This window comes from Pseudomonas sp. NY15364 (assembly GCF_048068235.1).
Taxonomy (GTDB): Bacteria; Pseudomonadota; Gammaproteobacteria; order Pseudomonadales; family Pseudomonadaceae; genus Aquipseudomonas; species Aquipseudomonas mendocina_D.
On sequence record NZ_JBLUPX010000010.1, the window covers coordinates 118,328 to 131,888 of the forward strand.

General features: G+C 62.8%; 12 protein-coding genes and 1 pseudogene. 1 reads left to right on the plus strand and 12 read right to left on the minus strand.

What is annotated here, in order from left to right; all coding sequences use genetic code 11:
- Positions 1-220: 220 nt before the first annotated feature.
- From fliT to ACNFCJ_RS11280, 7 genes are all read right to left on the minus strand, one after another.
- Positions 221-514: a flagellar protein FliT gene (gene fliT, locus ACNFCJ_RS11250; protein WP_003460719.1), complete on the minus strand. Its 294-nt coding sequence runs from the start codon at positions 512-514 to the stop codon at positions 221-223.
- Positions 515-544: 30 nt separating this feature from the next.
- A complete protein-coding gene (gene fliS / locus ACNFCJ_RS11255; RefSeq protein WP_003460718.1) occupies positions 545-922 on the minus strand; it encodes a flagellar export chaperone FliS in 378 nt (125 codons plus the stop codon).
- A gap of 108 nt (positions 923-1,030) precedes the next feature.
- Entirely contained in the window at positions 1,031-2,440 is a 1,410-nt protein-coding gene (fliD, locus tag ACNFCJ_RS11260; protein WP_416771391.1) for a flagellar filament capping protein FliD, read from the minus strand.
- 127 nt (positions 2,441-2,567) lie between these two features.
- Positions 2,568-2,921, minus strand: coding sequence for a flagellar protein FlaG (locus ACNFCJ_RS11265; protein WP_125868443.1), 354 nt, complete (start codon positions 2,919-2,921; stop codon positions 2,568-2,570).
- A 69-nt stretch (positions 2,922-2,990) separates the two neighbouring features.
- Positions 2,991-4,748, minus strand: coding sequence for a flagellin (locus ACNFCJ_RS11270; protein WP_416771393.1), 1,758 nt, complete (start codon positions 4,746-4,748; stop codon positions 2,991-2,993).
- Positions 4,749-5,031: 283 nt separating this feature from the next.
- Positions 5,032-5,343 (minus strand): type II toxin-antitoxin system RelE/ParE family toxin, encoded by a 312-nt coding sequence (locus tag ACNFCJ_RS11275; protein ID WP_003460712.1) that lies wholly within the window; start codon positions 5,341-5,343, stop codon positions 5,032-5,034.
- The gene (locus ACNFCJ_RS11280; protein ID WP_003460711.1) at positions 5,340-5,591 is read right to left on the minus strand and encodes an antitoxin; all 252 of its coding nucleotides are present in this window, start codon (positions 5,589-5,591) and stop codon (positions 5,340-5,342) included. Before ACNFCJ_RS11280 ends, ACNFCJ_RS11275 begins: the two co-directional genes overlap by 4 nt.
- 360 nt (positions 5,592-5,951) lie before the next feature.
- On the opposite strand from ACNFCJ_RS11280, the pseudogene ACNFCJ_RS11285 reads away from it, so the two are divergent.
- A pseudogene (locus ACNFCJ_RS11285) lies at positions 5,952-6,161 on the plus strand (helix-turn-helix domain-containing protein); the annotation flags it as partial.
- Positions 6,162-6,726: 565 nt separating this feature from the next.
- Here the strand turns inward: ACNFCJ_RS11285 and ACNFCJ_RS11290 are convergent.
- From ACNFCJ_RS11290 to flgH, 5 genes are all read right to left on the minus strand, one after another.
- Positions 6,727-8,322: a flagellar hook-associated protein 3 gene (locus tag ACNFCJ_RS11290; RefSeq protein WP_003460709.1), complete on the minus strand. Its 1,596-nt coding sequence runs from the start codon at positions 8,320-8,322 to the stop codon at positions 6,727-6,729.
- Positions 8,323-8,361: 39 nt separating this feature from the next.
- Positions 8,362-10,383, minus strand: a complete 2,022-nt coding sequence (gene flgK / locus ACNFCJ_RS11295) for a flagellar hook-associated protein FlgK (protein WP_416771394.1) — start codon at positions 10,381-10,383, stop codon at positions 8,362-8,364.
- A gap of 8 nt (positions 10,384-10,391) precedes the next feature.
- Complete coding sequence (flgJ, locus tag ACNFCJ_RS11300; protein ID WP_100549216.1) at positions 10,392-11,528, minus strand: flagellar assembly peptidoglycan hydrolase FlgJ; 1,137 nt, start codon at positions 11,526-11,528, stop codon at positions 10,392-10,394.
- A gap of 7 nt (positions 11,529-11,535) precedes the next feature.
- Positions 11,536-12,615 carry a flagellar basal body P-ring protein FlgI gene (locus ACNFCJ_RS11305; RefSeq protein ID WP_416771423.1) on the minus strand — a complete coding sequence of 360 codons (1,080 nt, stop codon included), beginning with the start codon at positions 12,613-12,615 and terminating at the stop codon, positions 11,536-11,538.
- Positions 12,616-12,856: 241 nt separating this feature from the next.
- Positions 12,857-13,546, minus strand: coding sequence for a flagellar basal body L-ring protein FlgH (gene flgH, locus ACNFCJ_RS11310; protein ID WP_147810732.1), 690 nt, complete (start codon positions 13,544-13,546; stop codon positions 12,857-12,859).
- Positions 13,547-13,561: the final 15 nt, after the last annotated feature.

Here is a 13,561-nt window from a genome sequence, read left to right on the forward strand (position 1 = left end):
GAAATTGCACGCCAGTTCTTCGGCGCACACCGGCAACTTGCCACTAGTAAAGTCAAAAAATTGGACTCAGTCAAATTTATGGCGTGATTTCCTGTGGCGTTCCCGTACTCGCTGCGGTTGCACCCGCCCTACCGATGCAGCAGGGCAGCTTTTTCTCCCCTCTCCCCAGCCCTCTCCCGCAAGCGGGAGAGGGGGCAGAAACCTGCGCTAGCCATGACAATCAGCCGAACAACTGATAGACCTTGGCCCCCTGGCGAGCCTGGTTGATCTGCACCAGCTCATCGCCAAGGCGTTTGCGCTCGGCCGTGCACAGCGTAACCAGCTCGCGGTAGAGCAGCAGCAGCTCCTGCATGCTGTCGCGCAGGCGCGCCTCATCGCCCCCCTCGTGCATGGCCGCATCGACCGCCTGGCGGCATTGCAGATCCAACTTGCCGATGGCCACCCAGTCCTGCCTGAGCAGGGCATCGCGCAGTGCGCAGCCGGTTTCTTCCAGACGCTGGACAGACGAACTCATGATTTTCTCCCGGATTGTCCGGCACGGCCCTCAAGCAATGCCATCCCAGCCTTCTTTCAATTCACGCAGCAATTGCGCCACCTGACGCAGGATCGCCTCATCGTTTTTCAGGTTGGCCTGGGCCAACTGCCGAATCATGTATTCATAGAGCCCATCGAGGTGCTGCGCCAACTCGCCCCCCTGGCCCTTGTCCAACCCCTCGCGCAGGCCACCGACGATCCCGATCACCTTGCCGATCAGCAGCCCCTTCTCGGCGACCTGGCCACGGGCAAGCGCGCCCTGGGCCTGCGCCAGGCGATCCAGGGCGCCTTCGAACAACATCTGGATCAAGCGATGGGGGCTGGCCTCGGCAAGCTGGGACTGGGTACTGACCTGCTGATACTGCCTGAGCGCGGACGCTGCATACATGACGACTGCTCCTCGATAACCAAGTCACTGCGTGGACTTGACAGGCTATCGGCCGGCAATCGGGAATCTTTAGGCTGGAAGCCGCACAGCGGCGGCTCTCCCTGACACTCATTTTTTGTTGGAATTGTTCAGCGCCTCGAGCGTGCTCAGAAGGCTCGCGCTGCTTGCATTCAACTGCGCCACCAGGATATCCATGTTGTTGTACTTGGTGTACAGCGAGGTGGTCAGCGAATCGATGCGCCGATCCAGCGCCTGCTGCTGCTCGCTCAATTGCGTCATGGTCTTTTGCAGCGACTCGGTGCGACCGGCCAGCAGCCCTCCGGGTGCCGTGTAAGGCTCGGTGACCGATTTCAGGCGCGGAATCAACCCGTCGTCGCCGACGAAGAACGCCTGAACCTCATCGTAGTGGGTCTCCAGCGCGCTGCTCAGCTTGGCATCGTCGATCGACAGCGTACCGTCCTTGTTGGTGGTCACGCCCAGTTGCGCCAGAACGCTCAGCTCACCGCTGCCGGTCGAGGGCTGTACCAGTTCGTTGCGTATCGAACCGAGCAGCGAGCGAACCAGGGCGTCGCCCACCAGCGCGCCGGCATCGGTACTCGTCTCGTCTTCGCTGGTGGTTACCCGGGTCAAGGCATCGGTGACGGTGATCAGGTTGTTGTAGGCACTGACGAAAGCCTCGATGGAGGTTTTCAAGCCCTCGGTATTGGGCGCCACGGTCAGGGTGGTGGTGCCCTCGGCCGTCAGCTTGATGCTCAGGCCGCTCAGCGCCGTGACGGTGTTGGTGGAGCTGCTCAGCTCCAGGCCGTCGATCTTGTAGGAAGCATTGCTGGCCAGGGTGATGGAGCCAGCCCCGGTGCCCGACTGCTGGGTAAGGTCGTGATTGCCGTCCTCATCGACGTTGATGTTCAGCGCCGCCAGATCCCCCGTGCCCTTCACATACAGGTCGGTGCCCTCCCCGGTGACCTCCGAGGACAGTACCAGGCGCGCGCCACTGGCATCGGTGATGATGTTGGCGCTGATGCCCGCAGTGGCGGAAAGCTGGGAGTTGATCGCATCGCGGATTTCCGTCAGCGAAGCCCCCGGCGCGACCTGAACCTCATAGGAGGCGTTGTCGCCGACGTCGATGGTCAGCGTGCCGCCGGAATCGAAGGTCGTGGAAGCACCGCCCTCCAGGCTGGCACTGGCCACTTTCGACGAACTGGCCAGGCTGATCACCTCCACCTCGTAACTGCCGGGAACCGCGCCCGCGCCAGCAGTGGCGCTGGCCACGCCATCGGCGGAGGACTGCACGCCGAGCCCTTCGAAGCTGCTGGAGGAACTCTCCAGGGCGGTCAGCGAGGCTTCGAACGTCTCGACCGCGCTGGTCAGCGTACCCACGGCCGAGAGGCTGGTTTCCGTCTTGGTCGTCAGCCGGTCGATCTGCGCCTGCTTGGGCGCCTTTTCCGCATCGGCGATGGCGGTCACCATGCCGTCGATATCCAGCCCTGTACCCAGACCGGAAATAGTGGTGCCTGACATGTCGACCTCCTCGCAACGAATTATTGACGCCCTGCCACTGCCCAGCAATTAACGAGCCAGTCACTCAACCTGTGTAGCAGCGAATTTATTCGCGAACCCGTTCACCGCAGGCTCACGCCTGTGAAAATCACGCCTCTTCGCGAAACAGCTGGCTGCGCATGTCCTCCAGGCGCGCCGCCAGACTCAAGGCCACCTCGGAGGGAATCTGCCGAACCACTTCGCCGGAACCGCCATCGACGACCTGCACCACCACCCGGCCGGTGCTGTCGTCGACCTGGAAATTGATGTCGCGGCGAATCGACTGCATGGCGCTCTGCATGCTCGCCACCGCCGACTCCAGTTGCTCGCGCGGTACGTTCGCCACGGCCTCGGCCGCCTGGGGATTCTCGCCCGACTGCCGTGGCCGCTCGACGGCCGCCCCGGCTACCTGGCGCGCCGATGGCGTCAGGCTGCCAATTGGCGTAACGCTTGTAATGGTCATGAGAGCACCTCGCAATGGGCAAAGGGGGAAGGCTTGCGCACTCCCCCCTCCACCGCCTCAGAGATTGGCTTATTGCAGCAGGCTCAGCACCGCGGACGGCAACTGGTTGGCCTGTGCCAGGATCGCGGTGGACGCCTGTTGCAGAGTCTGCTGCTTGGCCAGCTCGGCGGTTTCCGCGGCGAAGTCGGCATCCTGTACGCGGCTACGGGCGGAGGAAGCATTCTCGGCGATATTCTGCAGGTTGGAAACCGTGCTGTCGAAACGGTTCTGCACCGCACCGAGTTTGGCCCGCTCGCTGTCGATCTGCTGCATGGCACCGTCCAGAACCTGAATGGCCTGCTGCGCGCCGTCAGCGGTGGTGATGTCCAGGTTGGCTACGCTGGCTTCCTGAACAACTGCTTCATGCTCAACAGCATCGGCGGCGGCGATGCCCAGGGCATTCAGACCGGTGCCGGCAGAGCCGTCAGCAATGGTGAAGTCATTCTGGGAGAAAAGCCCCAGCTGACCTGCGTTGTTGGTGGCAGTCACACCGGTGCTGGCAGTATTGATCGCACTGACGATCGACTCCATGTCGCTGCCCTTGGCCAGCTTCACTTCGGTGCCGTTCAGGGTGATCGAAGTGTCGGCATCCAGCTTGGCGTTGGTGGTGCCAGCCTTCAGACCCAGCTCACCGAGCAGACCGCTGTTGCCGTTAACATCGGCCAGCTTGATCGGCGCACCATTGGAGGACTCCAGAGTGATACGGCCACCAGAAACAGTGCCGGTCACAGCGCCATCGGTAGCGGTGCTGATGGCTGCGAGAATGTCGTCTACATCGTCAGTGGCAGCAACAGTTACGGTTTCACCATTGACGGTAAAGTCGCCAGCCACGCCCAGCACCGAAGCACCAGTCATCGGGCCAGCCGGCACTGCCGGAGTACCAGCGGTACCAGCGTCGTAGCCAGTCAGGGTAACGTCCGCACCGAAGCCCAGAGCCGTGAGACCAGTGATAGCTGCGTTACCAGTGCTGCTGGTGAACTCGATCTGCCCACCATTCTCAACTGCCTGAACGCCATGGGTAGCGGTACCCGCATTGATCTGCCCTACGATGGTAGCCAAGCCAGCATTCGCAGCTACGGTGATGTCGTTGGCGCCATCGATTCGGATTGTGGTACCGGTGTGAGCACCGTCGAAGGTCCCGGTGGTAGCCCCCGTACCATCGGTCGCCCCAGTCCCGGGAGTACCGGCGACACCGCCTACTTCGACGACATTCCCAACCACCTTGGCGCTCATACCGGCCGGATCGCCTGCCGCAACGGTCGCGCTGCTGAAGGAGCCACGCAGAGCAGAGGCGCTCACATCGCTCAGACCGAAGGAAACGGTTTCGTTGGCGTTGGAGCCGATCTGGAAGCTGGTGTTACCCATGGAGCCGTCCAGCAGCTTCTTGCCACCGAAGGTGGTGGTGCTGGCGATACGGGTCAGTTCGCCGGACAGGGCGTTGAATTCCTGCTGCAGGGAGGCGCGGTCTTCATCGCTGTTCGAGCCGTTGGCCGACTGCAGGGCCAGCTCGCGCATACGCTGCAGGATGTTGGTGGACTCCTGCATGGCGCCTTCGGCGGTCTGGGCGATGGAGATGCCGTCGCTGGCGTTCTTCACCGCCACGTTCAGACCATTGATCTGGCTGGTCAGGCGGTTGGAGATCTGCAGGCCGGCGGCATCGTCCTTGGCGCTGTTGATCTTCAGGCCGCTGGACAGGCGCTGCATGGTGGTGGACAGGGCGTCAGAAGCCTTGTTCAGGTTTTTCTGGGTGTTGAGCGATGCAACGTTGGTATTGACGGTAAGAGCCATGACGTGAACCTCGTGGTGTGGGCTTGTACGACTCCCGGCCTTGGCAACCGCCCGGGATGGCCTGGAGAGCTTTCACTGGGTTTATCGTCGGGCCCTGCCAATTCTTTAGCGTTTTTTCAATATTTTTTCCTGATTGGCAACGAGCTTCAGCCGTACTGACCACGCGCCGGCAGGGCACAGGCGCAACCCTGTAGCCCGGATGAAATCCGGGGCGGTTTGGCATGCCGCCCGACCTTTCCCGGATTTCATCCGGGCTACCCGCTTGGCTGAGCATCGTCGCCCTTCAGTCTTTGAGCCGGTCGGCCAGTCGTGCCATCAGGTTCATGCGCTCATGGAAAATAGCTACGATCAAGGCAGGCGCGCCCTCACGCAGCAGACAGAATATGTAGTGATGTTCGTACCGCCCCATCCGTAGAGCCGGAAAAAGCACACTCATGTCTTTGAACGCACCCCGACCATCGGCGAGGCTGGCTATACCCTGTTCCAGCGTAGCGATGTAGCGGCGTGCCTGCGCATCGCCCCATTGCTTGCGCGTGTAGCGGACGATGCCACGCAGGTCGGATTCTGCCGCCGCAGTGAGAACGTAGCCGGTCAAGCCTGGCCCTCGGCCAGTTCTTCATCAAGAATTTCGCTGATGCTCTTGGTAGACAGATTGCCAGCAAGCCCCTCGTGGATGCGGGTACCGAGCAGCGCTTGCAACTCGTTCCATGCCTGATTGGCGTCAAGATCACCTGGAAACAGCCTTTCCAGCGCGTATTGTTTGATGGTCTTGCCCTGCAAGGCAGCCAGCGCTTTCAGGCTTTGGTGCTGTTGGTCTGTCATGTCGATGGTTAGGCGGCTCATGGGATGACCTCCGAAATTACAGGTTCCCACATTTACACGGATGTGCTGATGAAACAAGCATTGGCTCAGTTCAAGCACTGTGCTCGCCGATACACCCTCGGCTCTGGCTCCTGCTTCGCTCTACCTCCTGCATCCATGCAGTCGTCGGCTCTGGCTCCTGCTTCGCTCTACCTCCTGCATCCATGCAGTCGTCGGCTCTGGCTCCTGCTTCGCTCTACCTCCTGCATCCATGCAGTCGTCTCCCATAAATGGGAGAGGGGAGAAAAAGCTTCACCCGATTGCCCTGCGCCAAATCATCTCGGCTTTCTCCACGAGGCCGTTGTATGCCATCGTTAACGCCAGAGAGATGGAGTAATCGCCATGAACATTCGCCCGATCCGTTCAGACAGCGAGTATAGAGAAGCGCTCAAAGAGGTTTCCGCCCTGTTTGACTGCGAACCGGCACCCGGCACCCCGGAAGGCGACGCCTTTGAGGTCATGCTGACCCTGATCGAAGCCTACGAAGCCAAACACTTCCCGGTCGATCTGCCAACCCCGGTTGAAGCGATCAAGTTCCGTATGGAGCAGTCCGTAGCCTAATGCCGGTCAGTTAAGAAAAACGCCGCGATGCCGGTACGGAATCGCGGCGTTTTCTTTACCTGATTGGCAACGAGCTTCAGCCGTACTGACCGCGCGCCGGTAGGGCACTGGCGCAACCCTGTAGCCCGGATGAAATCCGGGGCGGTCTGGCATGCCGCCCGACCTTTCCCGGATTTCATCCGGGCTACCCGCTTGGCTGAGCATCGTTGCTAATCAGGTTTCTTTATGCCTGAACGAATAGAGCCTCCCTGTAGGAGCGAGCGTCGCGAGCGCAGCTTTTTCGCGAGCAGAGCTCGCTCCTACAATCAGGTCGCCACAGCCGCAATACGGAGGCGGGCATGGATCGGCTGATCAACTGGGCTATCGTCCATAGCATCACCAACCGGCACCTCGATGACTTCGACAACTTCGCCAAAAGTATCGCCAGTCTAACCCTGGATCAGTGAAACAATAGTCCGGGGGGATAATGCCGTGCCCCGGATTACGCCTGCGGTTGACCCAAACACCTGCAGGTCGCCCCCGCCCTTCGCTTCCCACGATACGACCGTACGGACATTCACATCTTGTTGAACAGGCTCAACTGCGAAATCCGCACGAACGATGCCTGCGCCGCCTCCATCTTGGTCATTTGCAGCACCAGTTTGGAGATGGCCTCGGCCATGTCGGTGTCGCGGATCGTGGACTGGCTGCTGGCATTGGCGATCTGCAGGCTTTCGTTCTCGGTGCTGAGGGTGTCGATGACGTTCAGCCGCGCACCGATGGACGCCTGGGTGGCCAGCACCTGGTTCATGCCGTTGTCCAGGTTGCTGATGGCCGAGGCCACGGCCTCGGTCAGCGCCAGTTGCGCGGCAGGGTCGCCGGATACCGGGGTCTTCAGCGCGGCACTGAGGTTGCCGATGGTCTCGAACACGCTCTGGGTTTCCGCCGACTTGCCCTGCACCACGAAGGTATCGCCCGCCGCCGGTGCCGCGCTGATCTGCAGCTCCACGCCGGCGAAGCCGATGGTCTCGGGATAGGTACCCGACAATGAGCCGCTGGCAATCGGCGTGCTGCCCGTCAGCACCGGCTGGGCATAGACCTCGTAATCACTGGCGCTGGTAAAGCGAAGCTGCACGCCGCTGCTGGGAAACTGGGTGGTGTAGGCGGTCGGGTCGACCACGCTGCCGGAAGTCAGTTGCGCGGTGGAGGTGTTGCTGGCGCTGCGCGTGGTGACGATCTCGGTGTCCGCCACGCCAAAGGTGAAGCTGTAGCCGGTCAGCAGGCTGTCCAGGTCACCCTGGCCATCGGCCTCCTGCAGGGCCACATCCAGCTCGAAACTGGCGCCGCGAAAGTTGATTGTGGTGCCGTCAATCGCCGTCGGGTCGAACACCCCGCTGTTGGACGATGCCTCGCTGGTCACATCATTGCCGAGGTTATCGAGGATGCGAAACTGGGTGCTGCTGACCAGTTCCAGGGTATAGGGCTCGCCCGCGCGGAAGGTCTTGTCGTACTGGGTACCATTGTCGACCAGCCCTTGGGACAGGTAGACGCGCTGGCCGTCGGTATTGGGGTCGTTGCTCAAGTCCGACTCGGTGCGGCTGGCGTTGATCACGTTCTCGAACACGCTCCAGCCACTGTCGTTGATCGCCATCGTACCCGAGCTGGACACCTGCAGCTCCTGGCTGGTCTGATCGCCCTGGTAGGTCACCGAGCCATCGGGGTTGAGCACAAACGGCTGCACGTCGGTTTTGGAGCCGGCGAAAATATAGTTGCCGCTGGCATCCTTGCTGTTCATCACCTCCAAAAGCTGCCCGGTGATCTGATCCAGCTCACTGGCAACCGAGCTGCGGTCCTCGTCAGAATACGAACCGCTACCGGAGGAGACCGCTAACTCGCGGGCGCGCTGCAGCAGGTTATTCGCCGTATTGAGCAGGGCCTCCTGCTGGGTCAGCGAGTTGGTGGCCGTGGTCATGTTGGCGCTGTACTGTTCGAGCTGGGCCTGCTGCTGTTCCAGTTGCAACAGGCGCGCGGCGCCGACCGGATCGTCCGCGGGGGTCTGGATGCGCACGCCACTGGAGATCTGCTGCTGGGTCTTGACGATCTCGGCGTAACCTTTCTGATAGCCGGAGATGCTGGTCTGAAACATCTGCGAGGTGGAGATGCGCGTGCTCATGGCGTCATGCCTCATACGGGCCGCATCAAGGATGCGGCGTCAAAAACTGTTGATCAGGGTATCGAACGTGGTGCGCGCAACTTGAATGATTTGCGCCGCCGCCGTGTAGTACTGCTCGAACTTGATCAGGTTGGCCGCCTCTTCGTCCAGGTTGACCCCGGACAGCGACGACTGGCTGCTGGTCGCCTGGGCCAGGATGGCTTCCGTGGCGGCGGCGTCGAGCTGGGCTTGACTGGTCTTGGCGCCAATGGTTTCGATCAGCGAACTGTAGGAGGTGGTCAGGCTCATGCCGTTGTTGCCATTGACCGCGACGGTCTTGGCCGTCTGCAGTTCCAGCACCGCCAGGGCGTTGCGGTTGTCACCGGTGCCGTCGCCGTTGAAGGCGATGGTCAGGCTGTCGCCCGCCGCCGGGGAACCGGCCAGGGTCATCTCGAAGGCGTATTCGCTGGGCACGCTGGGCGGGTTGGCGGGAACGCTGACCGTCACGACGTTGCTCTGCCCCGGCACGATGCTGCCGCTGCCGATGCTGTTGCCAGCAACGTCGTACAGGGTGTAGCCCTGGGCGCCGCCGCTGGGCGCGTCGTAGACCAGTTTGATCGGCATGCCGTTTTCCAGGCTGCTCTGCATGTCGGCAACGGCGGCGGCGTCGTAGATGTCGATCAGGGTGATCAGGCTCGGCTGGCTGACGCTGCCGCTGCCGACGTTGCCGGTGGTCAGGGTCGCCGCCAGGGGGGCGGCGAAGGCCAGTTGGTTGGAGTCGGTCATGCTCACTTTGATGTCGCCCGCCGCATGGCGGGTCGGCAGGATGGTGAACCGGTCTCCGGCCGCCACGCTGCCGCTGTCGAGTGCCAGGGTGAAGCCATCGATCACCGGCGGCGGCGAATCGGTCAGGTCGTAGCTGCCCATGTCCTTGCCGTCGGACAGGCGCCTGACGCTGTAGCCGGTAGCGCTGGTGAAGGTCACTTCGTAGTCGCTGGTACTGAGCGCGCTGGTGTCGTCGATGTACACGCGCAGGTTGGCGGAGGTATCGCTGTTGCCGGCTTGCCCCAGGCTTCTCTGCTGCTGCAGGGTCAGCTCATTGATGTCGCTGAACAGCATGGCGCCCAATTGGCCATTGAGGTCGAGCCCCTGGCCGAGCTGGCTGTTGACCTGGTCGGCGAGCACCAGCGCCAGGCGTCCGAGGTCGTTGAGGGTGGTGTCGAGCACTTCTTCGCGGTAGCGCAGCAGGCCACCGATCTGTCCTCCCGTGATCGACGAGGTGACGTCTATCGTGAAATTGCCGTTCTGCGTCAGGTGCAGGGCATAGCGCGACGGGTCGTCGGCGCTCGGCACCGCGCTGAGTTGCGCCGCGCTGCCGCCCACCACCAGCGGCTGGCCATTGCCGATGAACAGGTTGTAGCTGCCATCCTGCTCGACCACGGTGACCCCGATCAGCTCGGAAAGCTCTCGCACCGCCTCGTCGCGCTGGTCCAGCAGGTCGTTGGGCGAGGCGCCGGAAGCGGAGGCATTGACGATGGCCTGGTTGTACTGGGCGACACTGGCCGCCAGGCTGTTGACCTGCTGAACCATGCTCGACAACTGCTGGTTGATGTAGCCGTTCTGTTCCGCCAACTGGCTGTAGATGGAGTTGAAGCGCTCGCCCAGGGTCGATGCCTGGGTCAGCAGCAATTGCCGCGAGGCGGTATCGGTGGGGCTGGCCGCGGCGGTCTGCAGGGCGGCGAAGAAGTTCTCCATCACCGCGGTGATGCCGGTGGTGCTGTCGGCCAGCAGCGAGTTGACCTGGCTGATCTGGGTCAGGTAGGTCTGCGCATCGCTGTCCAGCGCGGTGGCCGTGCGCACCTGGGTGGTCAGGTAGCCGCTGTAGATACGCCGCACGTCGGTGATCGAGGCGCCACTGCCGAGGTAGGTCGCGCCCAGTTGCTGCGAGTTATTGGAAACCTGCATCGCCTGCTGGCGGGTATAGCCGGGAGTATCGGTATTGGTGATGTTGTTGCCGGTCACGGCCAGCGCGGTCTGGCTCACGCGCAGGCCGGAAACCCCGATTGCGAGAAGATCAGCCATGAGTCACCTCAGAGCGTCCGGGTGGAGGCGCCGTCGGCGCGGGCAATGGTCTGGTAGGTCGCGTCGATCTTGCGGGCGATCTGGCTGATCTTGCGGGCGTACTGCGGATCCGTGGCGTAGCCGGCCGACTGCAGCTTGTTGACGAACCGCTCGGAGTTGCCAGTGGCCGCCAGGGCCTCCTGGTAACGTGGGTTGCTCTGCAGGAAATCGACCAGGTCATGGAAGCTCTGGCGATAGGAGTCGTAGGCGCGGAAACTGGCCGCTTCACGTACCGTCTGCCCGTTGCGATATTCACGGGTGATCGCCCGCGCCGACTCCCCCTGCCACTGACCGTGGGTCTTGATGCCGAACAGGTTGTGGCTGCTGCCGCCATCGCCACGCCGCAGGATGGACTTGCCCCAGCCGGTTTCCAGGGCGGCCTGGGCCACCAGATAGCGTGGTTCGACACCGATCCGCTCGGCCGCCTCCTGGGCCAGGGGCAGCATGGTCTGGACGAACTCCTGCGCCGACGAGAAAGCCGAACTGCCTTTGGCCAGCGGTGGCTGAACCCGCGTGCGCTGCGCCAGCGTGTCGGCAACGTCGGTGGTCTTGCCAGCCGCCTGCTTGGCTGGCAACCAATTGCCGCCGCCATCCTCGCCCTCGCTACTGGGCACGATACCGGCCAGCAGACGATCCTCCAAACGTCCCGGAAGCGACAGGCGGCGCTGATTGAGCAAGGCGGCCTGGGATTGCGGCCTGGCATCGGCCGACTGCCCGGCGGCCTCGGATCGCTCCACTGTCGTGCCGAACGGGCTGCTGCGCGCCGGCGCGCCACGTAGCCCGCTCATCTGCCGCACCAGCACGTCGGCCAGGCCGATGCCACCGCCTTCACGCGACAGGTTGATCGACAACTGCTGGTCATGCATGTCCTGGTAGTGGCGCGAGGTCTCGCTGTCGAACGGGCTGTCCTTGGCGATCGCCTGGTTCGCCGAGCGCATCGACTTGAATATCTGGTTGATGAACAGCGCCTCGAACTCCTGGGCGACGCGGCGAATGTTGCCTTCGCTGTCGCGCCCTTGGCCATTTTTCATTCCGGCCAGACGATTGAGATCGGTATAGGCCCCGGAATCGGTGGTGGCGCGGGTATTGCCCGACAAGGTATTCATGCTCACCTCAGATCACGATCAGGTCGGCCTGCAAGGCGCCGGCTTGCTTGAGCGCCTCGAGGATGGCCATCAGGTCGGAAGGCGCGGCGCCCACCTGGTTCACCGCACGGACGATCTCGTCGAGGCTGGTGCCGGGGCCGAACTTGAACATCGGCTTGGCCTCCTGCTCGGCGCCTACGCGCGAGCGCGGCACCACTGCGGTCTGCCCGCCGGAGAACGCTTCGGGCTGGCTGACGATGGGGTCTTCGGTGATGGTCACGGTCAGGCTGCCATGGGTCACCGCAGCCGGCTGCACCTTGACGTTCTGGCCGATAACGATGGTCCCGGTGCGCGAGTTGATGATGACCTTGGCCACGGCCTGGCCGGGATTGACTTCGATGTTTTCCAGAATCGACAGGTAATCGACCCGCTGGTTGGGATCGAGCGGCGCGCTGACGCGGATCGAGCCGCCGTCGATGGCCTGGGCCACGCCCGGGCCGAGCAGGTCGTTGATCTGGTCGACGATGTTCTTCGCCGTGGTGAAGTCCGGACGATTGAGGTTCAGCGTCAGGTAGTTGCCCTGGTCGAAACCGCTCGGCACCGGACGCTCCACCGTGGCGCCACCGGGGATACGCCCGGCGGACGGCACGTTGACGGTGATCCGCGAGCCATCGGCGCCGCCGGCATCAAAGCCGCCCACCACCAGGTTGCCCTGGGCAACGGCGTAGACGTTGCCATCGATACCCTTGAGCGGCGTCATCAGCAGGCTGCCGCCGCGCAAGCTCTTGGCGTTACCGATGGACGAAATGGTGATGTCGATGGTCTGCCCAGGCTTGGAGAATGGCGGCAGCTCAGCATGCACCGATACAGCGGCAATGTTTTTCAGTTGCACGTTGCCGCCGGCCGGCACCTTGATGCCGAACTGCGCCAACATGTTGTTGAAGGTCTGCACGGTAAAAGGCGTCTGCGTAGTTTGGTCGCCGCTGCCGTTGAGGCCGACCACCAGGCCGTAGCCGATCAACTGGTTGCTGCGCACCCCTTGAATGGACGCCAGATCCTTGAGCCGTTCGGCCTGGGCCTGCTGGCTGATCAGCAGGCAGGCGAGCATGATCGCCAGCAGCAGCCAGTCGTTGGCACCACGGCGGCGCTGGCCGCGATAGGCGCAGGCGAACTGCTGACGGCAGGAGGCCGACTGCGAATGCACAGGTGTCCGTTGTAGGAGCGAGCTCTGCTCGCGAACCCGCAATTCGGTAAAAGCTTCGCGAGCAGAGCTCGCTCCCACAGGCGATCTGGCGGGTTGCACCCGCCCTACGGCGACAGAGGTCATCCAGGTTTTCATGTTCATGTCCTCAGAACGGCCACAGCGGGCTGAGGAAGAATCGGCTCAGCCAACCTGGCTGGCTGGCGTCGGCGAAGGAACCGGTTCCCGAGTAGGTCAACCTGGCGTCGGCGACCCGAGTGGATGAAACGGTGTTGTCGCTGGCGATGTCGTCGGCCCTGATCAGCCCGGCAATCCGCACCATTTCATTGCCGGTATTGAGCGTCAGCCACTTCTCGCCACGCACCACCAGCACGCCGTTGGGCAGCACTTCGGCCACGGTCACGGTGACCGAGCCGGTGAGGCTGTTGCTCTGCGCCGCGCTGGCATCGCCGGCGCTGTCCCGCGAACCGTTGAACTGGGTTCCCAGATCCATCCGGTTTCGCGTCAGCGGGTTGGTGGCCGACACCCCTCCACCGAACAACGAGGTCAGCCCGATATTGGCGGAACTGTCCTTGCTGATGTCGGAGCGGGCCGCCTTGCTCGCCTGGGTGCGCTCCTCCAGGGTGATGGTGATGATGTCGCCGACGCGAAAAGCCTTTCGATCGTCATACAGATTGCTCTCGAAACCGGCCTGGTAGATCGCGCCACTGGTCGCGTTGGCCGGCAGCGGCGTACGCGGCAACACGGGTGCATAATAGGGATCGTCCGCCTTGGGCGCAGGCGCCACGCACCCCCCCAGCAGCAGACAAACCGACGTCAACACAATCAGACCTTTCATCGCACACCTCACATC

Bases quoted from the DNA above. Each gene is read 5' to 3' on its own strand.
- ACNFCJ_RS11270 (WP_416771393.1), bottom strand. From the start codon at position 4,748: ATGGCTCTTACCGTCAATACCAACGTTGCATCGCTCAACACCCAGAAA.
- ACNFCJ_RS11290 (WP_003460709.1), bottom strand. From the start codon at position 8,322: ATGAGCACGCGCATCTCCACCTCGCAGATGTTTCAGACCAGCATCTCC.
- fliD (WP_416771391.1), bottom strand. From the start codon at position 2,440: ATGTCAGGCACCACTATTTCCGGTCTGGGTACAGGGCTGGATATCGAC.
- flgJ (WP_100549216.1), bottom strand. From the start codon at position 11,528: ATGAATACCTTGTCGGGCAATACCCGCGCCACCACCGATTCCGGGGCC.
- ACNFCJ_RS11265 (WP_125868443.1), bottom strand. From the start codon at position 2,921: ATGACCATTACAAGCGTTACGCCAATTGGCAGCCTGACGCCATCGGCG.
- flgH (WP_147810732.1), bottom strand. From the start codon at position 13,546: ATGAAAGGTCTGATTGTGTTGACGTCGGTTTGTCTGCTGCTGGGGGGG.
- ACNFCJ_RS11280 (WP_003460711.1), bottom strand. From the start codon at position 5,591: ATGAGCCGCCTAACCATCGACATGACAGACCAACAGCACCAAAGCCTG.
- fliT (WP_003460719.1), bottom strand. From the start codon at position 514: ATGAGTTCGTCTGTCCAGCGTCTGGAAGAAACCGGCTGCGCACTGCGC.
- flgK (WP_416771394.1), bottom strand. From the start codon at position 10,383: ATGGCTGATCTTCTCGCAATCGGGGTTTCCGGCCTGCGCGTGAGCCAG.
- ACNFCJ_RS11305 (WP_416771423.1), bottom strand. From the start codon at position 12,615: ATGCTCGCCTGCCTGCTGATCAGCCAGCAGGCCCAGGCCGAACGGCTC.
- fliS (WP_003460718.1), bottom strand. From the start codon at position 922: ATGTATGCAGCGTCCGCGCTCAGGCAGTATCAGCAGGTCAGTACCCAG.